The sequence below is a fragment of the Leptolyngbya sp. DQ-M1 genome, from assembly GCF_039962505.1.
Classification (GTDB): domain Bacteria; phylum Cyanobacteriota; class Cyanobacteriia; order Leptolyngbyales; family Leptolyngbyaceae; genus Leptolyngbya.
In genome coordinates, this window is the sequence record NZ_JAMPLJ010000001.1 from 1109902 (window position 1) to 1136572 (window position 26671).

Annotated in this window: 22 protein-coding genes, 2 pseudogenes and 1 riboswitch; of the genes and pseudogenes, 13 read left to right on the forward strand and 11 right to left on the reverse strand. The window is 47.8% G+C overall.

Going from position 1 to position 26671, the window contains the following annotated elements; all coding sequences use genetic code 11:
* The first annotated feature begins 170 nt into the window (after positions 1–170).
* From NC981_RS05370 to NC981_RS05380, 3 genes and pseudogenes are all read left to right on the forward strand, one after another.
* Positions 171–686: a hypothetical protein gene (locus NC981_RS05370; protein WP_348241857.1), complete on the forward strand. Its 516-nt coding sequence runs from the start codon at positions 171–173 to the stop codon at positions 684–686.
* Positions 652–2886, forward strand: a complete 2235-nt coding sequence (locus tag NC981_RS05375) for an Ig-like domain-containing protein (RefSeq protein WP_348241859.1) — start codon at positions 652–654, stop codon at positions 2884–2886. Before NC981_RS05370 ends, NC981_RS05375 begins: the two co-directional genes overlap by 35 nt.
* Before the next feature lie 229 nt (positions 2887–3115).
* Positions 3116–3568: pseudogene (locus NC981_RS05380) on the forward strand (class I SAM-dependent methyltransferase); the annotation flags it as partial.
* A gap of 300 nt (positions 3569–3868) precedes the next feature.
* Here the strand turns inward: NC981_RS05380 and NC981_RS05385 are convergent.
* The gene (locus NC981_RS05385; RefSeq protein ID WP_348241861.1) at positions 3869–4825 is read right to left on the reverse strand and encodes a hypothetical protein; all 957 of its coding nucleotides are present in this window, start codon (positions 4823–4825) and stop codon (positions 3869–3871) included.
* Between the two features lie 139 nt (positions 4826–4964).
* A riboswitch (cobalamin riboswitch) is annotated at positions 4965–5106 on the forward strand.
* Positions 5107–5123: 17 nt separating this feature from the next.
* Between NC981_RS05385 and NC981_RS05390 the strand changes: the two genes are divergently transcribed.
* Both NC981_RS05390 and NC981_RS05395 read left to right on the forward strand, forming a co-directional pair.
* A complete protein-coding gene (locus NC981_RS05390; protein WP_348241863.1) occupies positions 5124–5870 on the forward strand; it encodes an energy-coupling factor ABC transporter permease in 747 nt (248 codons plus the stop codon).
* Positions 5867–6154 carry an energy-coupling factor ABC transporter substrate-binding protein gene (locus NC981_RS05395; RefSeq protein WP_348241865.1) on the forward strand — a complete coding sequence of 96 codons (288 nt, stop codon included), beginning with the start codon at positions 5867–5869 and terminating at the stop codon, positions 6152–6154. The genes NC981_RS05390 and NC981_RS05395 overlap by 4 nt, the downstream gene beginning before the upstream one ends.
* Positions 6155–6200: 46 nt before the next feature.
* Here the strand turns inward: NC981_RS05395 and NC981_RS05400 are convergent, their stop codons facing one another.
* Positions 6201–7244 carry a SpoIID/LytB domain-containing protein gene (locus NC981_RS05400; RefSeq protein WP_348241867.1) on the reverse strand — a complete coding sequence of 348 codons (1044 nt, stop codon included), beginning with the start codon at positions 7242–7244 and terminating at the stop codon, positions 6201–6203.
* Positions 7245–7330: 86 nt separating this feature from the next.
* Positions 7331–7653, reverse strand: a pseudogene (locus tag NC981_RS05405) (c-type cytochrome).
* A gap of 973 nt (positions 7654–8626) precedes the next feature.
* On the opposite strand from NC981_RS05405, the gene NC981_RS05410 reads away from it, so the two are divergent.
* From NC981_RS05410 to NC981_RS05425, 4 genes are all read left to right on the forward strand, one after another.
* On the forward strand, positions 8627–9985 hold the full coding sequence (locus NC981_RS05410) for a CmpA/NrtA family ABC transporter substrate-binding protein (protein ID WP_348241869.1): 1359 nt from the start codon (positions 8627–8629) through the stop codon (positions 9983–9985).
* A gap of 52 nt (positions 9986–10037) precedes the next feature.
* On the forward strand, positions 10038–10862 hold the full coding sequence (gene ntrB / locus NC981_RS05415) for a nitrate ABC transporter permease (protein ID WP_190375547.1): 825 nt from the start codon (positions 10038–10040) through the stop codon (positions 10860–10862).
* A gap of 22 nt (positions 10863–10884) precedes the next feature.
* The gene (locus NC981_RS05420; protein WP_348241871.1) at positions 10885–12858 is read left to right on the forward strand and encodes a nitrate ABC transporter ATP-binding protein; all 1974 of its coding nucleotides are present in this window, start codon (positions 10885–10887) and stop codon (positions 12856–12858) included.
* Positions 12859–12949: 91 nt separating this feature from the next.
* Positions 12950–13789, forward strand: a complete 840-nt coding sequence (locus tag NC981_RS05425; protein WP_348241873.1) for a nitrate ABC transporter ATP-binding protein — start codon at positions 12950–12952, stop codon at positions 13787–13789.
* Positions 13790–13837: 48 nt separating this feature from the next.
* Here NC981_RS05425 and NC981_RS05430 read toward each other — a convergent pair whose 3' ends face one another.
* Entirely contained in the window at positions 13838–14767 is a 930-nt protein-coding gene (locus tag NC981_RS05430; RefSeq protein WP_348241875.1) for a hypothetical protein, read from the reverse strand.
* Positions 14768–15240: 473 nt separating this feature from the next.
* Here NC981_RS05430 and NC981_RS05435 point away from each other — a divergent pair, with 473 nt between their 5' ends.
* Positions 15241–15816 carry an NYN domain-containing protein gene (locus tag NC981_RS05435; protein WP_348241877.1) on the forward strand — a complete coding sequence of 192 codons (576 nt, stop codon included), beginning with the start codon at positions 15241–15243 and terminating at the stop codon, positions 15814–15816.
* 205 nt (positions 15817–16021) lie between these two features.
* Here the strand turns inward: NC981_RS05435 and NC981_RS05440 are convergent, their stop codons facing one another.
* The 3 genes from NC981_RS05440 to NC981_RS05450 form a co-directional block, all read right to left on the reverse strand.
* Positions 16022–18400, reverse strand: coding sequence for a response regulator (locus tag NC981_RS05440; protein WP_348241879.1), 2379 nt, complete (start codon positions 18398–18400; stop codon positions 16022–16024).
* A 106-nt stretch (positions 18401–18506) separates the two neighbouring features.
* Positions 18507–18914: a universal stress protein gene (locus NC981_RS05445; protein ID WP_348241881.1), complete on the reverse strand. Its 408-nt coding sequence runs from the start codon at positions 18912–18914 to the stop codon at positions 18507–18509.
* 126 nt (positions 18915–19040) lie between these two features.
* The gene (locus NC981_RS05450; protein ID WP_348241883.1) at positions 19041–19430 is read right to left on the reverse strand and encodes a response regulator; all 390 of its coding nucleotides are present in this window, start codon (positions 19428–19430) and stop codon (positions 19041–19043) included.
* 217 nt (positions 19431–19647) lie between these two features.
* Between NC981_RS05450 and NC981_RS05455 the strand changes: the two genes are divergently transcribed.
* Entirely contained in the window at positions 19648–20334 is a 687-nt protein-coding gene (locus NC981_RS05455; RefSeq protein ID WP_348241885.1) for a DUF305 domain-containing protein, read from the forward strand.
* A 372-nt stretch (positions 20335–20706) separates the two neighbouring features.
* Here the strand turns inward: NC981_RS05455 and NC981_RS05460 are convergent, their stop codons facing one another.
* Positions 20707–22347, reverse strand: a complete 1641-nt coding sequence (locus tag NC981_RS05460) for an iron ABC transporter permease (RefSeq protein WP_348241887.1) — start codon at positions 22345–22347, stop codon at positions 20707–20709.
* An 86-nt stretch (positions 22348–22433) separates the two neighbouring features.
* Between NC981_RS05460 and NC981_RS05465 the strand changes: the two genes are divergently transcribed.
* Positions 22434–23501 carry an ABC transporter ATP-binding protein gene (locus NC981_RS05465; protein WP_348241889.1) on the forward strand — a complete coding sequence of 356 codons (1068 nt, stop codon included), beginning with the start codon at positions 22434–22436 and terminating at the stop codon, positions 23499–23501.
* Between the two features lie 9 nt (positions 23502–23510).
* On the opposite strand, the gene NC981_RS05470 is transcribed toward NC981_RS05465, so the two are convergent.
* Positions 23511–24173, reverse strand: coding sequence for a hypothetical protein (locus NC981_RS05470; protein ID WP_348241891.1), 663 nt, complete (start codon positions 24171–24173; stop codon positions 23511–23513).
* 239 nt (positions 24174–24412) lie between these two features.
* Here NC981_RS05470 and NC981_RS05475 point away from each other — a divergent pair, with 239 nt between their 5' ends.
* Complete coding sequence (locus tag NC981_RS05475; RefSeq protein WP_348241893.1) at positions 24413–25255, forward strand: transglutaminase family protein; 843 nt, start codon at positions 24413–24415, stop codon at positions 25253–25255.
* Here the strand turns inward: NC981_RS05475 and NC981_RS05480 are convergent.
* Together NC981_RS05480 and NC981_RS05485 are read right to left on the reverse strand one after the other, a co-directional pair.
* A complete protein-coding gene (locus tag NC981_RS05480) occupies positions 25235–25999 on the reverse strand; it encodes a proteasome-type protease (protein WP_348241895.1) in 765 nt (254 codons plus the stop codon). The two genes, NC981_RS05475 and NC981_RS05480, sit on opposite strands and share 21 nt — an antisense overlap.
* Positions 26000–26080: 81 nt before the next feature.
* Positions 26081–26653 (reverse strand): TIGR04376 family protein, encoded by a 573-nt coding sequence (locus NC981_RS05485; RefSeq protein WP_190375561.1) that lies wholly within the window; start codon positions 26651–26653, stop codon positions 26081–26083.
* Positions 26654–26671: the final 18 nt, after the last annotated feature.

Genomic DNA, 26671 nt, shown 5'->3' on the forward strand with positions numbered 1-26671 from the left:
TAAGCAATGCAGTTAAAGTTATTTCCTGCTCAGAATAATTTTGTGTATTACGTAATTCTACGAACTTCAACCGCCTCAAGAGAAGATTCATACAGAACTCAGTACGAACCGAGAGGGCGCTGTAAGTTGTATTACCTACCATGGGCACGTGTATTTCTCAATCTGAAAAAATGCAAACCCCGGAAAGCATCAATAATCTTGGCGTTCTCGATACCTTCAAAGAATTTCAAAGACACGTTCCGTTATCTGCTGAGACCTACAACTTCGAGGTTAGAGGACGAAGTAGTTTCAACGCAATCTTATCGAGTCTCGACGGCGATTCAAATCTCAAACTCACGAAGACTGGTAGCAATCTGGAAATCACCTCAAACAATCCAGGCAAGATTACCGATGGCATTACCCGCATTCTTGATCCAGGCACTTACACGCTAACCGTCTCGACCTCAGATGCAGGTAGCTACGATTTGTCGTTATTTGCTGAACCTGGCATCTCAAGCTCGATCGTTTGGCGCAACTCACTCGCCGATCAAACTGCTTTTTGGAATTTAGATCGAACTAGCTCAGTAGACGGTGCGTTTGTCAACAATGCCCCGCAACTCGGCAGCAATTCCGACTGGAAACTAATTGGCGCGGTGAACACACCAAACGACAGTGGCGATCGATCTTGGTGTGGCGCAATGGTGTAATGGTGTAACGGATGAAACAGCTACTTGGACAGCCGATGTAAACGACAATTTTATAGACGGCGGGTTCATCAAAGATGCGCCGCAACTCGGTAGCAACTCGAACTGGCAACTCATCGATGCCAACATCGTTAACGACGATTTGAGATTGCTGTGGCGTGATGCGGTAGGAGATCAGACCGCATATTGGACGATCAATGACAGTTTGGTTATAGCGGGCGGTGGCTTCTTTACTAACACGGCGGCCCTCGGCAGCAATTCGGATTGGAAGCTGCTTGATGAACTGATTCTGGAAGACAACACACAGTTAGTTTGGCGCAATGCAGCCAGCAGCGAAACGGCATACTGGACAGTCGATGCGAGTAGGTCTGTCGTGGATGGTGGATTCTTTGATGCACCCAAAGTGGGCGGAAAATGGGAACTGACAGAAGTTGCTCAAGTGGGCAATGATCCGCATTTCATCTGGCGCAACAGTGCGACCAACGAAATGGCAGCATGGTTCTTTAATGGCACAAAGTTTCTGTCTGGCACATTCATTGATGCACCCAAGGTAGGCAGTGAGTGGCAAATTGTTAGCGTGACTTCTCAGTATGCTGAACCAATGTTGATGCCGTTGGGTGGCGAGTCGATCGACACTGCGTTCAATATTGGTGTGCCGAGTAAAGATGCGAGCTTCACTGATTCGATTCTGCCTGGTAGCTCAAACTTCTATACTTTCACCGTCAATGAGCCACAAGCCCTTCTCTATAACTTAGAGGTTCCAGGTCTGGAGACGAAGGTGCTGAATGCGGAAGGCAAGGAGTTCATGCTTGAACCGTCTCAGCCGCTGGCTCCCAGCAAATACTATTTCCAAGTGACCAACACAAACCTGACAACCACAACGGCGAAGATCGATCTGTTTGCGAACATTGCGCCACAGTTCACCTTATCGAGTACAACCATTGGCACCTATGAGCAGTCGCAAGGCAGCGCTCCAGTGATCACTGGTACACCCTCGATCGCAGACCCCGATTCTACACAGTTAGCGCTTGTAAGGGTGAGCATTACAAATCTCAAGGATGGAGCCGATGAAAGGCTAACCTACGCTCAAGCAGGTTCCTTGATTGCCAGCACCTACAACGCCAGCACCGGAGTTCTCACCCTCTTTGGCGCTGGTTCATTTGCAGATTACGAAGCCGCACTGAAACGCATTTCATACAGCAATACCGCACTCAACCCGGACAAGAGCGATCGCGTCTTCTCGGTTGTGGTAGCTGACAGTTTCACAGACAGTGCAGCCGTGACCACGACGCTGAAGTTGTCATTTAACACGGCTCCTTCACTTGGTGCAGATGTATCTCTCGGTTCGATTCTGGAGAATGCGGTGACTGCTGGAGAAGCAATCTCCACCCTCTTGAGCAATCAGTTCAGCGATCCAGATACCAATTCCAGCTTGAAAGGCATTGCGATCGTCGGGAATACCGCTCCAAGCAGTCAAGGCGGTTGGCAGTATTCACCCGATGGCAGCAATTGGGCAGTTGTGGGTGGAGCATCCGAGACTAGCGCCCTGGTGCTGAGTGCGACGACGAAATTACGATTTGTGCCTGCCGCATTCTATAACGGCACCCCAGACAGCTTGACCATTCGGACGATCGATGACACCTACACCGGAAGCTTCTCCACAGCGACCACAACCTTCAGTGGCGGCTACATGGTAGGTAACATTGTGATGCCACCTATGCCAACTACGACTATTGCATTCGTTAGACAAGATGTGACCCGAAATGGTGGAACAAGCGCGATCGCAGGCACAACCAAATCGATCGGCACCACCGTCCTGTCCGTGAACCAAGCACCAACCTTCACGCTCGGGGAAAACCAATCGGTTGACGTGAGCGCAGGCACTCAAGCGGTGAATGGTTTCCTCACTAACGTCACCAAAGGGGCACCGAATGAGTCGAACGAAACCTTGACTTATGAGGTTACAGTCGATAATGCTGGATTGTTTACGACGAATGGACAGCCGACGATCGACCCGGAAACTGGAGCGCTCAGCTACACTCCGGCAGGAAAGGCAGGAACCGCAACGGTGACGGTCACGCTGAAGGACAATGGCGGCACGGCAAACGGCGGTAGTGACACCACTTCGAAGACGTTTACGATCGCGCTGAATGACCCAACACCAGAGCCAGAGACACTAATAGAGGTAGCGGTCGGCTCCTAAATTAGGTTCAAACAAGTAGGACAACCCCAGTCCTGCTCGTTTTTCTATATTCGGGTAGATGCTCTGAACCAGACGATCGCGCTAAATCTGCAACAGTTTTTTCGAGGAGGTAGCTGTGCGCCGATCGCTTAAATTTCTTGGAGTCCTGGTTGCGATGTCGATCGTTGCCGCTGACATTCCGAAAACTCACGCGGCAGATCAACCCAGTTCGGGATTGGCGATTCCTGCGGTTCCTTATGTTCCTACACCTGAAAATGTGGTGATGGGAATGTTAGAACTGGCAAAGGTGGGACGCGACGATATTGTTTACGATTTGGGTTCAGGCGATGGCAGATTAGTGATTACTGCGGCGCAAAAGTTCGGCGCAAAGCGAGGAGTCGGAATCGAAATTAATCCCGGTTTAGTCAACAAAAGTAATGAAAATGCCCGACAAGCGGGAGTCAGCGATCGCGTTCAATTCCTTCAGCAAGATCTATTTCGGGCAAATTTCCGCGATGCCACGGTTGTAACGCTGTATCTGCTCCCTCGAATTAATCTTGAACTGCGTCCGAAGCTCCTGAGCGAACTCAAACCCGGAAGCCGCGTTGTTTCTCATGCCTTCTCAATGGGAGATTGGCAACCCGACCAGCGAACCACCATCGACGATCGCACTGCCTATCTTTGGATTATTCCCGCCCAAGTCGAAGGCACGTGGACAGGAACACTTTCGACCCAATCGGGACAATCGATTCCTTACACCCTGCAAATGAAACAATCGTTTCAGAATGCAAGCGCAATGGCGCAAGTTGCAGGCACAACGATCAGCCTACCGAACATTAAATTAGCGGGCGATCGCTTGTCTTTTGAACATCGTCAAAAGATCAATGGGCAAGATGTCCGAGTCCGAGTGAATGCTCAAGTAGCGCAAGATACTTTGCAAGGAACGGCTGAAGTGTTAAGCGGCAATTCAACCGAAACCTTAAACATGACTGCGAAACGCACCTCAACCCAACAAGGCGGATAAATCGATCGCACCTGCAATGTTCGGTGTCGTGAGATTGCTAGTCACAATGCCCTGATCAAAGCTGATCGTGCCTTGTGTGTTTGCCAAACTTGAGCCGAAATCTTGAGCGAGTTGTGGGAGGTTTAGTGTAGTTCTCACTGTGCCTAAACCTCCTGTTGTGTCGATCGTCGCAATGCCATTGTTAAACGTCACCGTTCCAGAACCATTCAAGGCATCTGTCACTGCTTCAGTTACAAGGGCTGATAGATCAAAGTTTGTTGCTAACGTCCCAAATGGGGTCGGAATGTTCAAAGTTGCTTGTCCATTGTTGAACACTACAGTTCCACTGATGGCATTAATCGGAATTGCAATGTCTTCATCTTGAATTTGCGGCTGTAAATCCAGAATCACCAAGCCATCATCGAAATTTACAACCCCTGGAATACTGCCAGCATTAAACTTAACTTGTTCTTCTAAGTCGATCGATGAGAAATAGTTTCTGATCGGCGTACTTAGATTTGTCACTAATGCGCCGTTACCAAACTCGATCGTGCCATTCGCCAAAGATGGCACATCAATCACCAACCGACCATCCGAAAATGGAATACTCCCCGAAATACTTTTAACCGCATTCTCTACAAAATTGCTTACTGTTTCAGCAAATGCGATCGTTCCGATGAAGCCCCCGATCGCGGTTGTGAGATTGCTAGTTACGCTGCCCTGATCAAAGCTAAGTGTTCCTTGAAGCTGCTCAAGTGCGCTAGAAAAGTCATTCGCGACTGGTGCGATCTCAATAATATTGCTTCTCTCTCCCGTCGGAGTATTAACGTCGATCTCGAGTTGCCCGCTGTTAAAGCTCAGTGTTCCACTAGACTGTCTCAGCGTTGGGAGGCTCAGAGGAGCGATCGTAGATGGTTTAAGGGTTGGCAGTGTTGTTAGGGTAGATGTCTCAAACATAGGAGTCTTATGCGCAGTGCTTGTACCTTATCAAGCCAACCGCACCGGAATTTACGCCCTTGGAGGTAAATCGTAAGAGCCAAAAATATGGAATTGCGTGAATCAAAATCAGAGTTTTTTAATTGCATAGTGATACAGTAAGGCACGGATAAAAGTTGGTTCGATCTGAGGATCAGTCGATCGAGGAAACGGGGAAAGAGCAGTGCAAATCTGCCGCTGTCCCGCAACTGTGAAGAGAATTATCTCCAGTCAGAATGCCCGCCAGCTTTTTCGTTCTCAAAGTTCTGCGAGGTACAGAATGAAGACTAAAAAATGGATGAGCCTTGCTGCAATGGCAGGGCTAAGTTTGTATCTAGTGATCGGTGCCGCCGCTCCTGCACAGGCAATGCACATTGCAGAAGGATTTTTACCTGTTCAGTGGGCGGCTTTGTGGTGGGCAATTTCGCTGCCGTTCTTCTTAATCGGATTACGATCGCTCACCCGTATCACCCGCCAAACTCCAGAATTGAAGTTGCTTTTAGCGCTGGCAGGAGCATTCGCGTTTGTTCTATCTGCACTTAAGATTCCATCTGTCACCGGAAGTTGTTCACATCCGACCGGAACCGGACTCGGCGCAATTTTGTTTGGCCCTTCGGTGATGACCGTACTCGGTGGATTGGTGCTGCTGTTTCAGGCAGTCTTGTTGGCACACGGAGGAATCACAACCCTCGGAGCAAATTTGTTTTCGATGGCGATCGTTGGCCCTTTCATTGCTTATGCGGTCTATCATCTGATTTTAAAGACAGGTCATCAAAAAGCAGCGATTTTCCTTGCTTCCGCTTTAGAGAATTTACTTACGTATGTCACAACTTCCTTTCAACTGGCATTAGCATTTCCCGCCGCATCCGGTGGCGTTTGGGCAGCATTTCTCAAGTTTGCCGGAATTTTTGCCTTCACGCAGATTCCATTAGCCATTAGCGAAGGACTGTTAACGGTATTAGTTTGGAACTGGCTACAAACCTACAACCGCAGTGAATTAGAAACCTTAAACCTGATTAAGCAATGAAACGCTCTTTAGCTCGACAAAATTGGTTACTTGCGATCGCCGTTGTCAGTCTCGCAGCTTTCCCGTTAGTGTTTGTCCGGGGTGAGTTTAGCGGTTCAGACGGTCAAGCAGAAGCCGCGATTCAAAACAGTCATCCCACTTACCAACCCTGGCTTAAGCCTTTATTCGAGCCTGCAAGCCCCGAAATTGAAAGCCTCCTATTTGCGACTCAAGCTGCGATCGGAGCAGGCGTGATTGGCTATGTAATCGGATTGTACAAAGGTCGATCGCACCGAGACAAATAGGCGGTTTCCAGCGCGATCGCTCATCTTCCGGCGATCTCACTGTCCCTCATTCGTGATCTTGCTCAATCCTCGCAATTCCGGTTTTCGGATAGTACCGCGCTAAAATTTGCCGATAGGTATGTCCGTTTTCTGCGAGTTCCAATGCACCAAGCTGGCTCATTCCTCGACCGCGAAACGCCTCCGCAACAATGTCATCTGAGGCAGCATACAGCGACTCGACAATCCCGCCCCTGTAGCTAATGAATTCACCCGCAGTCTGATCCACGGCTTGATTCGTGCGTTCTGATTCCCGCGATATTCCGCTATAGACCTGAAAATACTCGTCCGACCCCATGTGATAGAGCGGTTGCGCCCGTCGAAAATAATAAGTCAGCGCATACGATCGTGCTGCAACCGCCTGCGCTTTCAGGGCTTCTTTGTTCCAACTCGGCGACACTTCGCTTGCCACCACACTGTAAAGATAGTGGCGCAGATCAATATAGTTCACGACCCAAATTCGCCCACCCTGCGCTGCTAACAAAAAGCGCCCTCGATACGGCTTGTCACCCAAATACAGCACTCCATTCGGTGCAGGCTGAATCATTACCATTCCCGGCAACTGCCCATTGCCAAAATTGATCTGGTCGCCTGCTGCCTGAATGGTATAAGGATTTCCTGCCGCAAGCTGACTTAGCGATCGACCCTCTGCACCTGAAATTGTCGCCCCTTGAGAGGCAGTAATCGAAATCGTGGGCTGCCCCATTGCGATCGCTACTTGCATCTCAATCAGCGAATCTACGGTTCCTACGGATGCGACAAATGCGGCTTTCGATCGCTCATTAATTGCAGCTTGCTCTTTTGTATATTTTTTCGGATCGATTGGCGTTAAGGTCGGTTTCGGAGTCGGAGGCTTAGGGTTTAGTTGCGGTAGGGGAGAAGAGAGCGCAAATGACGTAGGACTAGGAGAGGCAGCAGGCAGAGACGGTACAGATTTTGCCTCGGTTTGAGTGTGTTGATTTAAGTACAGTCCAGTAAGGGGAATCACTGCCAGCAACGGTGCCAATAGCCAAGGACGGTGTTTCAGCCACTCTAAAATTGATTTATGCCACATAGCCGCAAGTTTGGGAATTCAGCACGATAAAAGTCGAACAGAATCTCTACCTTAACCTTTATACACTGCTGAATTCCCAAATCCGCTTACCAACCCTTGCTTGCTTTTTCTAAAACGTACATGGCAACCGATTGAATTTGATCATCTTTCAGGCGACTTTAAATGCAGGCATCGCGCCTTTGCCATTGGTGACTTGAGCCACGATCTCCTCGATCGTATCCTTGCCGTTTGCGGTCAGGGCAGCCTGCTTGAGCGTCTTGGACGGGTTGATTGCATTACCGCCACCTGCCTGGCAAGCACAGTTTGCAGCAAATACCTTCGCTCCTGTCGCAACACCTGCTGCTAAAGCAGGCTGGTTCAGCAATGCCCCCAGAAGCAAGATTGAAAGCGCGATCGTAGCTATAGCAATCCTAAATGAATGATAAATGAGGCTTTGTCGCTCCGTTTCAGTATGCTTCTGCCCCCTAAATCCCCCAAAATGGGGGATTTAGGGGGCGCAATCAACTACGCATCTCACAAATGACTTAGGATTGCCATAGCAGTGTTCTCATCATTTGAATTATCTTTTTCATCGTTCATTTCACAAGCGTCAACAAGTGAGCCATTTCACTCCTACTCATGCTGTCGCCAGAAATTTCTTCCGTTAAAAGACGAATTATAAAATATTTCAAATCCGTAATTTAACTTAGCAGTTAGCAGAATTTTAGAAACAAACGTCGCGCCGCGTTTTTATTACCCTGATGCCGAAAGCAGCGTATTCAATCCCCAGCGCCTTTCTCGCTCACAAATCCTTTGACTGGGTAGGGCTTGCGATCGCAGCAATTGATTTAGTTCTAAACAAACAAAGGAAGATTTCTATACTTTAATTCGATCGATTCAACGATTAGAAAATCTGCCAAGAAATGGCGCAAAATCGCTCAACTATCTATTCATCTCGATACTAATCAGAGGTACAGTTTGAATGAAGTTAAATTTCTTATTGTTTGAATTTAGAATTTCTTTAGTTCCAACTGTTTTTTCACTAGACGCACGTCCACAAAGACGATAATCTTATTTCAATCCAAACATTGAATTTAATACATTCAATCGAATGGTTACCGGGACAAGTAGAAAGACAAATAGAAACAATTGGCTTAAATCAATCGTTTCTATCGCATTCAAAACAGCTATTTCCTCATAAAAATACGCAAGCATGATTCGTCCTTTCTGACGATCCATTTCAATCCAATTTAGCAACTTCAAACTTGCCAATTTGACTAAGTTGAACGCTGAACGATTGAGTTTGAGTCAGTCTGCAACGAGCCATTGCTGCTTGTGAACCTCCCCGCGGATCGCGTCTGATTTGTCGTGGGAGAAGCCTTGCTATCCTTGGAGACTCGACCATGACCGAATTCGACTTCTTGACTCGCCGAAAGTTCTTATGGACGGCTAGTGCAGCAGCCGGAGCCGTTGCACTAAAAGGGTGTACCTTAACTCCCCCTTCTCCGTCCGATATGTCCCCAAAAGCGCAAGTTCTTTCACTTTCGCCAGCTGAACAGCCTGAAACCACTCGGATCAAACTCGGCTATATTGCGATCGTTGAATCTGCTCCCTTGATTATTGCTCAAGAAAAAGGATTCTTCGCTCGGTATGGCATGGCGAATGTAGAACTTTCTAAACAGCCGTCGTGGGGAGCAGCTCGCGATAATGCTGAACTCGGCTCAGCCAATGGCGGTATCGACGGTGGACAATGGCAAATGCCAATCCCCCATCTGTTGAGTGAAGGATTGATCACCAAAGGAAACCGTAAGATTCCAATGGTTGTTCTATCGCAGCTTTGTACGCATGGCAACGGAGTTGCAGTTGCAAACACTCACATTGGCAAAGGCTTCGAGTTAAACCTGGCAAAATCTGGTGGAGCAGACTACATTCGCGAGCTGAAAAAGGCAGGGACACCCTTTAGAGCCGCTTATACGTTTCCCAAGGTGAACCAGGACTTTTGGATTCGGTACTGGATGGCAGCAAACGGTATTGACCCAAACACTGAAATCAATTTGATGGCAGTTCCATCCGCACAGACGGTTGCCAACATGAAAACGGGAACAATGGATGCCTTTAGCACAGGTGACCCTTGGCCCTACCGGATCGTGCGCGATCGTGTCGGCTTCCTCGCTGTCTTAACGGCACAAGTTTGGCAATATCACCCTGAAGAATACCTCGCGGTTCGCAAAGAATGGATCGAGAAACACCCAAAAGCAACCAAAGCTGTCCTCAAAGCGGTGATGGAAGCTCAGATGTGGTGCGACAAGCCAGAAAACAAAGAAGAACTCTCTCGGATCTTAGCGCAGCGTAAGTTCTTCAATGTTCCGCCCGACTTCCTACGTGGGCCTTATGCGGGACAGTATCAGTTAGGCGACACCCAGAAAACCGAGAACAACCCAGAACTCGCGGTCAAATACTGGAAGGACGGCAGAGGCAGCGTGTCTTATCCCTATAAGAGCCACGATCTGTGGTTCCTCACTGAAAGTGTACGCTGGGGATTCCTGCCGCAGGGCGCACTCGGAGAAGCCGATCGCATTGTGAACGAAGTCAACGGCGAGAAGTTTTGGAAAGAAGCCGCTCAGGAAATGGGAGTGGCACAAGCAGAAATTCCACAAGAGTCATCGCGTGGAGTTGAAAAGTTTTTTGATGGCGCGGAATTTGATCCAACAAAACCGCAGGCGTATCTTGACAGTTTGAAGTTCAAGAGTTTGAAAGCCTAGTTGCGACTAGGACGAAAGATGTTTGCACTCACTTGCAGTAAGGAGAATCGACATGACAGCTACGTTGGGGAAGAGTAGAGCAGGATTGGGCGGAATTAATTTTGCGAAGATCGGCAAAGAAATTTTGCCGCCTTTGATTGCGATCGCAATCTTCTTAATCGTTTGGGAATTGCTTTCGGCAGCGAAAGTAATTCTTCTGCCGCCGCCGTCAAGCCTGTGGACAGAAGAGCGGACACGAGAACTGCTGTTATATCCGTTCTTCGATCGCGGTGGCACCGATAAAGGGATTTTCTGGCAAACCTTCGCGAGTCTACAACGGGTCGCATTTAGCTACACTGCGGCTGCGATTGTGGGAGTTGCGATCGGAATTCTCGTAGGCACAAAGCCTCTGATCTCAAAAGCCCTCGATCCGCTCTTTATGTTCCTGCGTACCGTTCCGCCGTTGGCATGGGTGCCAATTTCGCTGGCTGCACTGCAAAAGAACGAGCCTGCTGCATTGTTCGTGATTTTCATTACTGCCATTTGGCCCATTTTGATTAACACCGCAGTTGGTGTCAAAGAAATCCCTCAGGACTACAACAACGTTGCAAAAGTGCTGCAAATCTCGCCGAAAAAATACTTCTTCAAGATTTTGCTGCCGTCTGCGCTGCCTTACATCTTTACTGGCATGAGAATCTCGATCGGTCTTGCATGGCTGGCAATTATCGCGGCAGAAATCGTGATGTCCGGGATTGTGGGAATCGGTTTCTTTATCTGGGAAGCGTATCAGAACAACTACATCAGTGAAGTGATTCTGGCGTTGGTCTATATCGGTGCAGTGGGTTTGTTGCTCGATCGCTTCGTGGGCTGGATTCAGTCCCTCATTGTTAAACAGTAATTTCTAGAGGGAGAATAAGCACATGAGCAGTTTTGTTTCTGTTGAACAGGTTGACAAGTCGTTTCCGCTTCCTGGTGGACAAGAGTATATAGCACTCAAAGGCATCGATTTACAGATTAGAAAGGGCGAATTCATTTCGCTGATCGGTCACTCTGGTTGCGGTAAGTCCACGCTGCTGAATATGATTGCAGGCTTGGATAGTCCAACCGGCGGCATTGTCACCCTAGAAGGACTGGCAGTAAAGCAACCCGGCCCCGATCGCATGGTTGTGTTCCAAAACTACTCGCTCTTACCGTGGTTAACGGTACGCGAGAACGTCGGATTGGCAGTGGATGAAGTGCTGACTGAGAAATCGCCCCAAGAGCGTGTAGAACTGACCGAGAAGTACATCAGACTAGTCGGACTCGGACACGCGATCGACAAGTATCCGCACGAAATTTCCGGCGGGATGAAGCAGCGGGTTTCGATCGCTCGGGGTCTGGCAATTCAGCCCAAACTCTTGCTGCTCGATGAGCCGTTCGGTGCCTTGGATGCTTTGACCAGAGGCAACCTACAGGAGCAATTGATCAAGATCTGTGAAGAGAACCAAGTCACCGCCGTCATGGTGACGCACGATGTGGATGAGGCAGTGTTGCTCAGCGATCGCATCGTGATGCTGACCAACGGGCCAAGTTCCAAGATTGGCAATATTCTCGATGTTGATATTCCGCGTCCGCGTAAACGGATGGAAGTGGTGAAGCACCCTAGCTACTACAGCTTGCGGAGCGAACTGATCTACTTCTTGAACCAGCAAAAGCGCGTGAAGAAAATCCGAGCGCAGAAAGTTGCAACGGTTGCGCGACATGGCTTAGAGAAAGTCAACCTCGAAATCGGCTTTGTGCCGCTCACCGCTTGCGCTCCGCTAGCGGTTGCAAAAGAGAAAGGCTTCTTTACAAAGCATGGTCTCGATGAAGTGTCGTTGGCACGGGAAACAAGCTGGCGCGGCATTGTAGACGGTATGACTGCTGGCTACTTAGATGCGGCTCAGATGCCTGCTGGAATGCCTCTGTGGATTACACTCGGTGGCAATGAGCGCAATGATAACCCCACGGTAGTTACGTCATTAACAATGACCCGTAATGGGAATGGCATCACCCTCGATCGCCGCTTCCAAGAACAAGGCGTGGATTCCTTGGAAAGCTTCAAGGCAATGGTTGAGCGCTCTCCCGAAAATCCACACCGCTTCGGCGTGGTTCATCCCTCCTCGATGCACAATCTGCTGCTCCGCTACTGGTTAGCTTCTGCCGGAATCGACCCCGATCACCAAGTGCATCTGCAAATCATTCCCCCTGCTCAAATGGTAGTGGACTTAAAAGCAGGCACGATCGATGGATTCTGCGTCGGCGACCCGTGGAATCTCAGGGCAGAGCGCGAAGGCGTTGGCACCACGATTGCATCGGATATCGATATCTGGCGCGGTCACGTCGGTAAAGTTCTCGGTGTGCGTGAAGAATGGGCAGCAAAATACCCGAATACGCATATTGCCCTGGTGAAAGCGTTACTCGAAGCCTGCCGCTACTGTGCCAATCCAGAAAACACGACCGAGATTCGTCAAATCCTGTCGTGTAAAGAATATGTTGCAACTCAGGTAGAGTATATTCAGCTAGGGTTAGGAACTTCTGATCCAGCCCATCATCTCTTCTTCGGCGAAGGCGCGAACCGTCCGAGTCGGACTGAGCATCTCTGGATCATGACGCAGATGGCGCGATGGGGTGACATTCCTCTGCCGCGCAACTGGGTGGAAGTATTGGAAAAAACCTGCCGCGTCGATGTGTTTAGTACAGCAGCGCGGGAGCTGGGTCTGGCAGAGCTGAGCTACGCCCGCAACAAAATCGAATTGTTTGATGGCGTTCCCTTCAATGCGGAAGACCCGATCGCTTACCTCAACAGCTTAGCGATCAGGCGGGACTACACAATGGCAGAGATTGCTCTGCAACCCGCAAGAGCCACTGCTTAGGTTGAATTGGGGCATTGCGAATGCCCCTGATTCTCGCCAATGTCCACATTCATAACCTCACAGCTTCATCTCTATGAATCTCCCCATTGCCATGAACACAACAGCATCAGGTACCATTACTTCTGTTCACTCATCGTTGACCCAACCGTTTCTTACTTTAAAGAATGTCGTTAAGGTCTATAACACTCGTACTGGACCTCAAACGATCATTAAAGATATTCATCTTGACGTGAAGCAGGGTGAGTTTATCTGTGTGATCGGTCACTCTGGCTGCGGTAAGTCCACGATGCTGAACACGGTTTCTGGGTTTGTTACTCCGACTGAAGGCGAAGTGAGACTGAAAGGGAAACTGGTTGAAAAGCCAGGTCCTGATCGCATGATGGTGTTCCAAAACTATGCGCTGCTTCCCTGGTTGACTGCGTTTGAGAACGTTTATTTGGCGATCGATTCCGTTTTCCCACAAAAATCGAACTCTGAGAAAACCACGATCGTCAATGAACACTTGGCGATGGTGGGTTTGTCGGAAGCTGCGCAGAAAAAGCCGCCTCAGATGTCAGGTGGGATGAGACAGCGCGTTGCGATCGCTCGTGCCTTGTCGCTCCGTCCTGAAGTGCTGGTTCTCGATGAGCCATTTGGAGCATTGGACGCAATTACCAAAGAAGAATTGCAGGAAGAACTCGCAAAGATCTGCTTGGATCATGGTTGTACCGTGCTGATGGTAACGCACGATATCGACGAAGCGTTGTTCCTCGCGGATCGTCTAGTAATGATGACGAATGGCCCCGAAGCAACGATCGGAGAAATCCTTACGATTCCGTTTGCTCGTCCTCGCGATCGTGCTCAAGTGATGGAAGATCCGCTCTACTACGATTTGCGGAACCAAGCGCTAGACTTCCTTTACAACCGCTTTGCTCACGACGATATTGAATAAGGAATGGGGAGCCGGGAATGGGTTCGTTTGTCATTCCCGATTTTCTTTTTAATCGCGCTCGAGTTTCAGTTTCAGTTGACGATATTGGATTTGATAGGGTTCTAAAGTTGCGATCGTGCCATTGCGTTCTGCAATTTCTAGGTCATACGGCATCGTTGTACAAGGCTCCATCACAAGTACGTAATAATCGTTCCAGCCGCCGTAGCTTTGGAACATCCAAACATAAGGAAAATCATTCAAACTAAAATTCATCATCAGACTGGAGCACGATTGCGGATTTCTCACGCCACATTGCCCGATCGATAATCCAGAACTGTAGTAAAACTCCTGGAGCTGCGACGATCGCGCCGGAGCTTGATGAAGATAAACCACTTCACCGTTTTTATCGAGCGCAGTAGGAAATCTTGTTTTTCCGGGCTGTCCAATAATGCGGCTAAAGTCGAGCACGACGGGTTCGATATCGCAATCGGGCAAGATAATTTCGTCGCCTGCCTCGATCGCGATCGCTGCGTGTTGTTTGAACAAAAATGAAACGGGCTGATCCGAGAGATTCTTGAATTCGTAGCCTAGTTGAATCTCAGCCTTTTCGACACGGATCGTTTTTTGAACTTGAACCGGAACTGTATGACAAGTTAAGCCGAGCGTGAGGCAGTCCGGCTTGTGTTCTAAGACAGTCCAAGACCCTGACCAAAACTCTCCGTGATCCACCAATTGCCGTCCTTGGAACTCTCCTGCTGTATCGTTTGGGAAGATTTCATCCCAGCCCCCTGTCCAATGCCGATCGAAGGATTCGCCAATTGCGATCGTTCTGGTTTGCGTAGAGTCATAGTGCGGCGGGTGCCAGATCCAATCGTGCCCGGTGCGTTTGTCGAGTAAGCGATCGATTCGTGCGCCTAAATCGGGTCGAATCACGACCTCAATCTCTACAGTTTCGAGCGTGATGGCAGGGACTTGTAAAAGTTCAAGATTTTGCGGCACCGTCTTATCCTCAGCAATAGTGGTGCAAATTCTACTGCTATCTAAAATTCAATTGCTTCTGCCCTGAGAAACAGGCTGAGATCGAGGCCGATTTTGTTTGCGATCGTCTGCTTCTGCAATCTACTTGCACTGGGTTGCAGCTTCAGATCTAAGTTGATTCAGGGTTGAATCGAGCTTCAACAGGAATAATTTTGACGATAAATTCGTATACTTTCGCTGTTGAGTATGCGATCGCTCTTATTTTTCCTACCGAAAACTAAGTTTTGTATAATTTTCTAAACTGCTTTAGCCCCTTCAAGAGAAATCGGGTTAAATCTAAGGAAAGTGTTAAGGAATATAAAAAGAATTAAGCCGCCTGCAAGACTGCGCTACTCTCTTGGGCTTGTAGACGCTCTCAGCTTTGGAAGACCGAGGCAGAGTTTTATGTTCTTGATGCTGATTGACTAGCTCTCTATGTTCTAGGAGTGGTTCCGATGCAATTAGTTTCACGATCGACTCAAGCCTCTACGCAACCCAGTTCACCGCTTCCAAGCGTTAACCAACCTGGAACCGCTCCATCTGAACGAATCGTTGTTTTTATCGATGGTGCCAACTTGTTTTATGCAGCGATGCAGCTTGGGGTCGAGATTGACTATACCCGACTGTTGCACTGTTTAACCAAAGGTCGATCGCTGATTCGCGCCTATTTCTATACTGGAGTCGATCGAGCGAATGAGAAACAGCAGCGCTTTCTGCTCTGGATGCGCCATAACGGCTATCGAGTTATCGCTAAAGACTTAATTCAATATCCCGATGGCTCTAAAAAAGCAGATCTCAACATTGAAATGGCGGTTGATATGCTGACGCTTTCCGAACACTGCGACACGATCGTATTACTGAGTGGCACTGGAGATTTAACTTATGCAGTGAACCATGTGTCGTATCGGGGTGTTCAAGTTGAAGTTGTCAGCTTACCGACAATGGTGAGCGAGAGCTTGATTAATGTGTGCGATCGCTTTACCGATCTAACCAAGCTGAGATCTGAGATTGAGAAGCTCCGTCCAAGTTAATGGATATGTATGTCTAATGGATAGGTCTGATTCAAGGCAATAATACCCTCTAACGAGAACCAGTCATCTTTCGGTAATGGTCTAGACCTGTGGAGCAAGATAACAGAACCTATCAGCAATCAGCATTGCAACGAAAGGCATCTCCAGGTCTAGACCACTACCAAGATGAAAAAGCAATAAGAAACTCGACAGAAGTACAAAGCGATCAGGATTTCAGCAAAAGTTCGGATTCTGCGGGAAGAATTGAACTATAGGGATGCGCTTCTTGCTGCAATCGTTTTGCTTGACGGAGTGCCAAATTTGCAACACGATACAGAGTCCTTAAGTCTTTGCCGTCAGCGGGATACTGTGCAACTCCTGCACTGAAGGTCACTTGCAAGGCTTCCCCAGTGTCGGTTAGCATTGCTTGCTGATTGATGCGTTCTAGCACTCGAATCAAGCGCTGTACACCGTCTTCTCGCGTCATGCCATACATTCCAACGACAAATTCTTCGCCGCCCCAGCGAGCAACAATATCCTCGTCGCAGAAAGATTGTTGGAGCAAAATAGCAAACTGCCGCAGCACGGAATCTCCTGCTGTATGACCGTATTGAGCATTCACATCTCGTAAGCGATCGATGTCAATTACTGCAAGCGCAGTCGGTTGATTATTATAGCCTGACGATCGTAAAAATGCCTCTAGGCTTTGTGTCGATTTTTGTCGGTTTGCAACGCCTGTAAGCCAATCAGTTTCTGTGAACTGTCGCAACAATTTTACTCGCTCTAATTGGTTGAATAGACGTGCTACTAACTCTGATTCAAGGATTGGCTTGCTAACGAAATCATCGGCTCCAGCAGTAAAGGCTGGCGCGATTGCATCAGAGCGCGACTGTGTTGCCAGTATGATTATAGGGAGATGAAGCCAGCGCCAGTCATTACGAACGACCTGACATAGCTCAATTCCATTCACATCCGAGAACTCAAGATCGAGTATTAACACATCTGGTGCAATGGTTTCTAGGGCTTCACAAAGGCAGTGGGGATTATTCAAAGTGAATACATTTAAGCCCGATAGGCTTAATCGTTTAACTAAGACCCCTAATAGAGCAATATCATCGTCTACTATTAAAATCCTTGCTGAAGGGTGTGGAGTTTTTGGAATGACTTGATGAATTGCTTCTAGAGTTTGTGCTCCTGTGGTTGATCTTGGAAGCAGAAGTCGTCCGCCTCGTCGAACCACTTCTAAACGCTCAGTAAAGTCATTTCGAGCCGTAAATACGATCGCCGGAATTACAGGAGAATGGTGCTGAAAAGATGAAAGCAATTCTAGTCCAGTGTTTAACGAGTCAAAGCATTCGAGATCAAGCAGGACAAGGCTGGGGGATTCATTCTCACAAAGCTTAATGACGGATTTAGGAGTTGATGCGATCGCGTTTTGATAGTTCCAGACGCACATCTCTCTTTCAATTGGGTTAATAAAACTAGGATCACGCGAGACGATCAAGATGAGGGGCTGGGGTATGGTTGCTTTAGGTAGATCTGTACGCGATTCTTTTGTACGGGATTCTTTTGTACGCGATTCCGCGCAGGTTTGATCAGTTGTAGAAGCAGGAAGATCAATCACTCGGCGCAAAGTTGAGATCAGTTCCTTCAATTGATTTAAGCTTTTGGCGTTCAGGGATGGTTTCGCTAGAATCGATTCAATCTGGCGTGCAATTTGCGATCCTTCTGAAAAACCCAGCGATCCGAGTGATCCTATGAGTGAATGAGCTTGCTGAATCGCTTGCGGCTGTACTCTCGCATTTGCCTGATGCACCGACTTCTCAATGATGGCAATTTGCTGAGTGACTTGATCTTTGTGATGGTGCCAGATTGTACTCAGTTTCGATCGAAGCTCCTGTTTTACCGATCGAGCATCAGTAGGAACTGAACTGATTGGCTTCAATCGATAGCCTATTCCATATACTGTTTCGATAAAATCAGGGGGTGCACCTGCGGACTTAAGCTTTTGCCGCAATCCTTTAATGTGTGTTCTGACCGCTTCTTCACTGGGTGCATCTTCAAATGCCCATAAGTGTTCGATGATACTACCGCAGCTAAAAACGCGCCGTCCGTTACGCAGAAAGAGTTCAAGCAGTGCATATTCTTTAGGCGTAAGGATGAGGGGATGCGATCGATACTGAACTTCACAGGTACTCGGATCGAGTTGAAGGTCGTTCCATTCTAGGAGCGGTGAGGATGCAGCATTCCCTCGTCTAAGCAGGGCGCGAATTCGTGCCATTAGCTCCTCCTCATCGAAGGGCTTGACCAAGTAATCATCCGCGCCTGCATCAAGCCCAAGCGCTCGATCGTGATAGCTCTGATAAGCAGTTAGGAGCAGAATCGGGAGTTGGGCTGGAATTGAGCGGATACGCCGACAAACTTCGATGCCGTCGAGATCAGGTAGTCCTATATCTAGAATTAGTAAGTCATATTCAAAGCTATTAAGCAGGGCGAGTCCTGCTTTTCCGGTTGTTGCAACTTCGATCGCGTAGTGATGAGCAGTGAGAATGGTCGCGAGCGTCTCTGCGGTCAACCTGTCGTCTTCGATGACTAGAATTCTCATAGAACATCTTCTCGACTGTATTATTCCTCATTGCCAAGTTTAAAAGGTTCGCATTCTCCTGGTGTGGAACAGTTACAAATCGACAAAGAGATTGCGTCAGTTCAAGTTACAAACTGGGAGTGAGAGCGAGGAGTCTTTCTAGATGGCTACGTACTTCTAAGTTGGGAGCTAGCGGTTTTAACTGCATGGTGATTGAAATCGTTTGATCGTCTTGCCGCACGATCAAAACCGAGCAAGGCAATGTTCGCTGCAACTCTGGATTCAAAGCGCGAGCCGTAACAATAAGATCCGCATTCCAAAGCTGAGCTGCTTCAACTAAGGCTTGATCTGTTTGTTCTACAAGCTGAGCGATGTCGATGTAAGCATCACTCCCAGCCTCGATTAGAAGCTTATCTTCAGATGAAGTTATCAGACGGATCTGAGCTTGATTTGCTCTGGCGTAACTAAGAGCCGTAGTCAGAACACAATGACAGGATTGAGTAGGGTCGAGAACAGCGAGAATTTTTTGAAACATTGTTTTCACCCATTTGCAATGTGCTCATCTTAATTAAGCAATCTGAGGAAGTTGTGAGGATAGTCAAGCTTTTGTCTATAATCAGAGCTTGAATCAGAGCCTGTCTGTGAAGCCACGCTAACGCCCTCAAACTCTTGGAGTGTCCCAGCCTAGCACTTGAGCAATTTCGGCTGATAAGTGGACTGGCTCGAAGGGCTTGACGATTACAGCCTTAAATCCCATCTTTTCGTAAGAGGAACGCTCGTCTGGTAGGACTTTTGCGCTGAGCAAAATTACTGGAATAGACTGAGTTATAGGGTTGGACTGTAATTTCTGAAAGGTTGAAATTCCATCCATGTCAGGCATCATCACGTCGAGTAAAATCGCGTCTGGCTGCGTTGTCTCAGCCTTGGCTAATCCTTCTTGTCCGGAGCCAGCAGTTGTCACTTCCCAGCCTGCAACCGTTTCTAGACAAATTTGGGTCACTTCTCGAATTAAGGAATCATCGTCGATCATCAAAATGCGCTTAACTATCATGAGAGATGCCGCTTCAGATGTAATTTGCTGTTTATCTTTCCTGAGAGTACGTCATTTAGTAAGGCACCTCAAGGAAAAATTCGATCGCTCTTTTCAAGACTTGACCCTGAGCAAACAAGTTAAACTAAGAGTAAAGCATCGGGGAATACTTTCGCTTCACAATTCCTCAGTGCCCGCACTCTAAAAATCGCTTCCATCTCCTAATAGAGGAGGAATTATGATTCATCGCCAACCGATTATTTTTTATAGTCTTGCTGGTGTTCTAGCCGGAAGCATTATTGCCGCCTTGATTCTGCTGACCGCTAAGCCAACGGCTCCAACTTTTTCTAGCAGTCAGCCCTCTCAGACTGACTTAAATTCAGCAACTCCCGATCGTTCGACACCTACTCCCTTAGAACTCAGAAGACACGGACAAGCTGATCAGCACTTTATTGTAATGATGATTCCGCATCATGAAGATGCTGTAGAGATGTCTAAGTTAGCTCTACAGCGCGCAACGCATCCTGAGCTTAAAACGTTAGCAAGCACCATTCAAACCACTCAAACGCGCGAAATTGAGCAGATGAGAACCTGGTACAAGCAGTGGTACGGAACGGAGGTTCCTGCATGGCAGTCTGGTGTTCATAATTCTGGTATGAGACACCAAGGAATGATGAGGATGCGAAGCGATCTTGCAGCGCTACAATCTGCAAAAGACTTCGATCGAGCTTTTCTAGAAGAGATGATTCCGCACCATCAAATGGCAGTCATGATGGCACAAATGTTACTGTCAAATCCCCAGCATCCTGAACTTCGGGATTTAGCTACATCGGTGATTAAAACTCAAACAGATGACATCAATCAGATGCAACAGTGGTATCAATCTTGGTATCCAACTGACGCGCCAATGGCAGGACTGCGTTAAAAATGCACGAATTCTCGATGATCCCAAAGCAGATAAAACGATCGCGGCTAGAGAAGGCCCAAAACTGGCTAAAATCCCTAAGACCGTTGCGGCAACTTCTGCAAAGGGTAAAACAAGATTCGCACAAAGATTCGCGCAGAGCCAACAGAGCCAAGACCAGCCGAAAGCAATCAGACAATAGGTGAATAAATTTGCTGTGTAGGAACGTTGGTTTTCAGAGGGTTGCATCATTGCTTAATCGGGAAGTAGAGAAGCCTAATCAGAAGTCTAATCAAATGTAAGACTGCCGATCTGCCTTGCACTCATGGGGAATTTAGGGGACGACCCAGATACAGCATCGAAGCGAATCCTTCCCGTTGAACTCGCATTATCTTACCTTTTCTCCATTTGCCAACTCAGCAGCATCACCGGAATTAAACCAACTAGCACGATCGCCAGTGCTGATCCAGAAGCTTCTGCCAATCGTTCATCGGAGGCGAGGTTGTAGACGTGAACCGCTAATGTATCAAAGTTAAACGGTCGGATAATCAAGGTTGCAGAAAGTTCCTTCATGACATCGACAAACACTAAAATTGCAGCCGCCAGAACGCCTTTCCACAATAGCGGGATGTGAATGCGGAACAGTGTATTCGTTGCTCCAAATCCTAAACTCCGAGACGCATCATCTAAGCTCGGTTTAATGTTCGTCAAACTTGCTTCGATGCTATTAAAGGACAAGGCTAGGAATCTCACCAAATAAGCAAAGATGAGCGCAAAGATAGTTCCACTGAGTAATAATCCAGTCGAAATGTTGAAGGTCGATCGCATCCAGCTATCGATCGCATTATCGAACAATCCAAACGGCACTAAAACTCCAACCGCAATCACTGATCCTGGCACCGCATAGCCCATTGAAGCAACGTAAGCTGCAATCCGCATCGTGATCGATCGATTCAAGCGCAATCCATACGCCAGAATGATGCCGATGACGATTGCAACTCCTGCCGCTAACCCTGAGACAATTAAACTATTGCTAGCAAAGTCCCAAAATCGCTGATCAAAGGCTTGCTCCCAATTGTCCAAAGTCATTTTTAATAAAAATCCTCCAGGAACAAAGAAGCCTAGCAATAAGGGCACTAAACAGAACAGCAAAGCTGCGATCGCCCTCAAGCCTCGAAGCTGGTATTTCTGAATCGACTGTGATCCACTCGACTGATAGTATTTTCCCCGTCCGCGTGAGAGCTGTTCTAACAGAATCAGAGCAAAAATAAACATCAACAAAAACGCAGATAACTGAGTCGCAGCCAGTCTTTCACCCATGCCAAACCAAGTACGATAAATTCCAGTTGTAAAGGTACTCACCTCAAAAAACTGTACGGTTGCATAGTCATTCAGCGTTTCCATCAATGCAAGCGACAATCCCGCTACGATCGCGGGACGCGCTAACGGTAATGCTACTTTTCTAAAGCTTTGCCAAGGGCTACAACCGAGACTCCGACTTGCTTCGATCGTACAAACCGACTGTGAAAGAAATGCCGATCGCGCCAACAAATACACATACGGATACAGCACCAGAACGAGCATCAATGCAGCACCCCAGAGCGATCGCACATTCGGAAACCAGTAATCCTGCATTGTTTTCCAACCGAACCACGATCGCAAACTCATCTGCACAATTCCGTAATAATCAAGCAGATCGGTATAGGTGTACGCCAAGATGTACGCTGGAGCAGCTAACGGTAGCAACAATGCCCACGTTAAAATCCGACTTCCCGGAAAACGGCACATCGTCACCAGCCAAGCGGTTCCAGTTCCAATTACACCGACTCCGAGTGCAACCCAAACCATTAACAACAGGGAATTGATCACATAAGTTGACAACACCGTTTCGGCTAGATGTTGCCAAACTGATCGCGCATCTGCGAACAATCCACTTAAAACTGAAATAATTGGAAGTGCGATTAATAAAGCGATCGCCATCACCAACATTGTCCAGCCACTCAGCCCCGTCTTTTTCTCCGATGAAATCTGCATACAGTTTTGAACAAATTCTTCAAACTACTTTACTGTGGTTCCAAAATTGTTGATGATAAGTCTCAATAAGCTCGACATCATCAAAAATGCTTGAATCCATTCTCCTGCAACTTGACAACGTTTCAAAACGGTTTTCTGATACTCCTGTGGTTGATGCAGTATCTCTGAAACTGCGGCAGGGAGAGCTATTGAGCCTCTTGGGTGCTTCTGGCTGTGGGAAAACAACGTTATTGCGATTAATTGCCGGATTTGAGCGTCCTCAATCCGGCAGTATCGAGCTTGCAGGGCAGGAAGTCGCAGGCGCAAAGCGATGGCTCCCCCCCGAACAGCGCGATATTGGGATGGTGTTTCAGGACTATGCGCTGTTTCCGCATCTGACCTTGGCAGAGAATGTGGGCTTTGGGTTAAAAAAATCTCGTCGAAAGAGATCGAGCTATCCTTCTAAGGAAGCCAAAAAGCTGATTGCCGACGCGATCGCTCAAGTTGGACTGTCTGGCTTAGAAAAGCGCTATCCGCACGAGCTTTCTGGAGGACAGCAGCAGCGGGTCGCCCTTGCGAGAGCGTTAGCGCCTCAGCCCGCTCTAATTTTGCTCGATGAGCCTTTGAGCAATTTAGATGTGCAAGTGCGAGCGCACCTGCGTCAAGAAATCCGCTCAATTATCAAAACAGTGGGAACAACTGCAATTTTTGTTACCCACGATCAAGAAGAAGCATTATCAATTTCCGATCGTGTTGCCGTGATGAACCAAGGGCGGATTGAGCAGTTAGCTACTCCTGAAGCGCTTTATAGTGAGCCTGCTACGCGATATGTTGCTGAGTTTGTCACGCAGGGGAATTTTTTACCTGCAACTTTTGATAGCAAAGGCTGGAAAACTGAGATCGGAACAATCGTTCTTAACCATCTAAGTGATCCGATCTCAGATCAAGCAGATTTGATGATTCGGCAGGAAGATATTCGTTTAGAACCTGATGCGAACGGTGCGATCGTCGTGGTCGATCGACAGTTTTTAGGACGGGAGCATCGCTATTGCATTCAATTTAGTTCTGGAAACCGTTTGCAAGCGTTAAGCGCCATCAAACCTGCCCTAGAAATCGGAACGCGAGTGAGGATTCGAGCGAATTTATCCGCGATTCGAGCTTTCTTTACTGATTAAGTCATCGTCCTACTTAAGAATCTTGCTTAGATCAAAGTTTTTTTGCCATTTCTGTTGTTGTTCCGGTGTGAGGACTTGTGCAACTGCATCTTTGTAGTTACTCAAAGATTGTGAGAGCGTTTGGTTCAATCGTCCTGCTTGTAAGTCTGCTTTGAGTTGATTGACTAACCGAGGATTATTTTTCAATTGTTGAACGATTTCGGTCTGCATCTGGCGATGTGCTTTCTCAACTTGAGCGGCTTGATCAGCAGATAGCTTAATGCCTTTGAACTCATCCGAAAGCACGCTCGATCGCTGAGTCACTTCTCCTGTAATGGCTTCGCGGAGCGCACCAACCACACTCTGCTTCAGATGATCACGCTGTTCTATGGTCTTCTGCTGGATGAAGCCCGCGATCGTACTTTTTGAGTCTTGCACTTTAGTATCTGCTTCCTTAGAAAGCTGTTTGAGCAGTTGAGCCGCATTCGATTGCTCTAATTGACTGGTGATGTCTTGAGATCGACTTTGTGCTGGTGTCTTCTGAATGGGTTTTGCGATCGGCTCTATCTTTGTCGGTGGCGCTTCAAACACAGCCATACGCGGCGGTGATTGTTTCAGAGCAAGCCCTACTCCCACCAATCCTGAAACCACTAACGATAGCGCAAGCAGCACCTTGCCTTTGTTCGGATTCATCACCTTTGTCCAAATCACTACTGTTAGGATTCACATCGATCGCCCGATTTTACACGCGATCGCCAAAGAAAAAGCAAACCTCATTGATATCGTCACCTCTATAATGATGTACAAGTTCGCAAACTTAAGTCAATTGGAGATTCGGGCAATGTGGGACTGAATTTAGAAGAACTTAGCGAAACGCTGTTGGGTTTCACAAATCTGTCTGATTTAGAACATTGGTTAGCGGAACACAGATAGTGCTGTATCAAATCTCTCATACCACAACTTACACTTACAGCGACCCTGTAACTTTGCAGCCGCATTTAATTCGATTGCGACCCCGATCGGATAGCTGGCAAATGCTTACAATGTTCTCGCTGCAAGTTACACCGATCCCGATCTCACAATCCGAACTCACCGATCTCGACGGCAACATATTCATCAAAGTTTGGTTTTCTCCTGAACTAACCACCTCGCTCAATGTTCAAGCTCTCTCGCAAACTCTGACCCAACAACCAAACCCGTTTAACTACCTGCTGGAACCCTGGGCGATCGCGCTTCCGATCGACTATCCCACTTCACTATTGAAACAACTTCAACCTTATGTGGGTTCAACAGATAGTGTTGCACTTCAACTCGCTTACGAAATAGCAGAAGCTTCAGGAAACAGTGTGACTCAGTTTCTGAATGAACTAAATCAGAGGATTTATACAAGCTGTCAGTATAGGACTCGGGAAACAGGCAATCCTTATCCTGCTGGACTCACTTGGACGCAGAAACAGGGATCTTGTCGAGATTTAACCGTGTTATTCATGGAAGTCTGTCGATCGATTGGACTGGCAGCACGATTTGTGAGCGGCTATCAAGAAGGTGATCCCGAACATCCCGATCGACATCTTCACGCTTGGGCAGAAGTGTATCTTCCGGGCGCAGGATGGCGCGGATATGATCCGACACACGGATTAGTGGTGAGTGATCGACACATCGCACTCGCAGCCAGTGCCCTTCCTGAGTATGCGGCTCCGATTGTCGGCAAAGTCACACGATCGGGAGGAGTACAAACAACAATGAACTATACCTTACAAATTCAGCGGCTCTGATCCGCGGCTCAAATAATGCTCCCAATCAATGTTCGGCATCTGCTCAAATGCTTCGTTCAAACACCGTTCCCACTGTTTGCGAATTTGAGTCAAATAAGGCGCATCAATGTTCAAACAAAGCTGATGTCGAACTTTGAAACTATCCGCTTCGTACATCACTAAGTTAATTGGCGGGCCTACCGAGATGTTAGAGATCATCGTGGAATCGATCGACAACAGCGCACACTTCGCCGCAGCCTCGATCGGAGTGTGAAAGGACAACACGCGATCGAGAATCGGTTTGCCATATTTCGCTTCACCAATCTGCAAAAAGGGCTTTTCTTTAGAGGCTTGGATGAAATTGCCTTGGCTGTAAATCATAAACAGTTCAGGTGCAGTCCCGCGAATTTGACCACCGAGCAAAATGGTTGATTGAGAATCAATGCCGTCTTTTTCTAACCACGGACGATTCTCATCTTGCACGTGTCGCATGATTCCACCCACATAACGGGCAATCTCATACAAGCTCGGCAGCGTGTGTAGGTTAATGTCTGACTTGGCAGCGATCGCCTGCCGCATTAGAGCCAGAACTGACTGAGTGACAGAAAGATTTCCAGACGTGCAGAAGAACAATGCGCGATCGCCTTCGATCGAAAAATCAAACAGTTTCCGATAGGTCGAAATATAGTCCACTCCCGCATTAGTGCGCGAGTCTGCTGCCATGACTAAACCTGTTTGGGTCAGAATTCCAAGGCAATACGTCATAGAAAAAATCCTGTACATGAAGCAGTAGCAGCATCACTGTACAGGCATTTCACGGAATTAATCCGACTGTGCAGAAATCTTTTATTTGCCCATATTGCGCTTCATTTCGTTGAGTTCTTCTTGAGTCTCCCACTGCCGGAATTTTTGCTCTAGTGGATCAGTCGATTTCTCAGTTTCAGTAAAGCTTTGATTCCAGCCATCAACCGCCCAGCGTTGTTCTACTTGAGCCGCTTGAGCCGATTTCACCTGCCGCAATTCCGATTGCACTTCCTGACGGCGAATCTGAATTTTGCGCTGGAGTTCTTCGGTTTGCTGAATTCTTTCCTTGAGCACCTGCATTTGTCCCCATTTCTGGTTGCCCTCGCGCAGCAGAGAAGCTTCATGTGATTCAGCAGGTTCTGCTAAATCCTTTCGTCCTGCCGATCGCGCCTTCTCAATCCGAACGTGCCAGCGCTGAATCTCTTGAGCCGTGGTTAAAATCTCAGATTCCACCTGCTTTTCTCGCAGGCGCAGATCTGCTAGCAGTCGGCGCGTTTCTTGTTCTTGCTGATACAGCTTTTCTTCTAATGCCTGAAGTTCAAGCTGCGGATTGTCCTTCAAAAATTCGTCAATCCGCGTTTCTAGAAAGCGTCCTAAATCGTCGAACAATCCCATAAGCAACTCCAAGAAAGG

Bases quoted from the DNA above. Each gene is read 5' to 3' on its own strand.
- NC981_RS05370 (WP_348241857.1), top strand. From the start codon at position 171: ATGCAAACCCCGGAAAGCATCAATAATCTTGGCGTTCTCGATACCTTC.
- NC981_RS05385 (WP_348241861.1), bottom strand. From the start codon at position 4,825: ATGTTTGAGACATCTACCCTAACAACACTGCCAACCCTTAAACCATCT.
- NC981_RS05390 (WP_348241863.1), top strand. From the start codon at position 5,124: ATGAAGACTAAAAAATGGATGAGCCTTGCTGCAATGGCAGGGCTAAGT.
- NC981_RS05395 (WP_348241865.1), top strand. From the start codon at position 5,867: ATGAAACGCTCTTTAGCTCGACAAAATTGGTTACTTGCGATCGCCGTT.
- NC981_RS05400 (WP_348241867.1), bottom strand. From the start codon at position 7,244: ATGTGGCATAAATCAATTTTAGAGTGGCTGAAACACCGTCCTTGGCTA.
- NC981_RS05410 (WP_348241869.1), top strand. From the start codon at position 8,627: ATGACCGAATTCGACTTCTTGACTCGCCGAAAGTTCTTATGGACGGCT.
- ntrB (WP_190375547.1), top strand. From the start codon at position 10,038: ATGACAGCTACGTTGGGGAAGAGTAGAGCAGGATTGGGCGGAATTAAT.
- NC981_RS05420 (WP_348241871.1), top strand. From the start codon at position 10,885: ATGAGCAGTTTTGTTTCTGTTGAACAGGTTGACAAGTCGTTTCCGCTT.
- NC981_RS05425 (WP_348241873.1), top strand. From the start codon at position 12,950: ATGAACACAACAGCATCAGGTACCATTACTTCTGTTCACTCATCGTTG.
- NC981_RS05435 (WP_348241877.1), top strand. From the start codon at position 15,241: ATGCAATTAGTTTCACGATCGACTCAAGCCTCTACGCAACCCAGTTCA.
- NC981_RS05440 (WP_348241879.1), bottom strand. From the start codon at position 18,400: ATGAGAATTCTAGTCATCGAAGACGACAGGTTGACCGCAGAGACGCTC.
- NC981_RS05445 (WP_348241881.1), bottom strand. From the start codon at position 18,914: ATGTTTCAAAAAATTCTCGCTGTTCTCGACCCTACTCAATCCTGTCAT.
- NC981_RS05450 (WP_348241883.1), bottom strand. From the start codon at position 19,430: ATGATAGTTAAGCGCATTTTGATGATCGACGATGATTCCTTAATTCGA.
- NC981_RS05455 (WP_348241885.1), top strand. From the start codon at position 19,648: ATGATTCATCGCCAACCGATTATTTTTTATAGTCTTGCTGGTGTTCTA.
- NC981_RS05460 (WP_348241887.1), bottom strand. From the start codon at position 22,347: ATGCAGATTTCATCGGAGAAAAAGACGGGGCTGAGTGGCTGGACAATG.
- NC981_RS05465 (WP_348241889.1), top strand. From the start codon at position 22,434: ATGCTTGAATCCATTCTCCTGCAACTTGACAACGTTTCAAAACGGTTT.
- NC981_RS05470 (WP_348241891.1), bottom strand. From the start codon at position 24,173: ATGAATCCGAACAAAGGCAAGGTGCTGCTTGCGCTATCGTTAGTGGTT.
- NC981_RS05480 (WP_348241895.1), bottom strand. From the start codon at position 25,999: ATGACGTATTGCCTTGGAATTCTGACCCAAACAGGTTTAGTCATGGCA.
- NC981_RS05485 (WP_190375561.1), bottom strand. From the start codon at position 26,653: ATGGGATTGTTCGACGATTTAGGACGCTTTCTAGAAACGCGGATTGAC.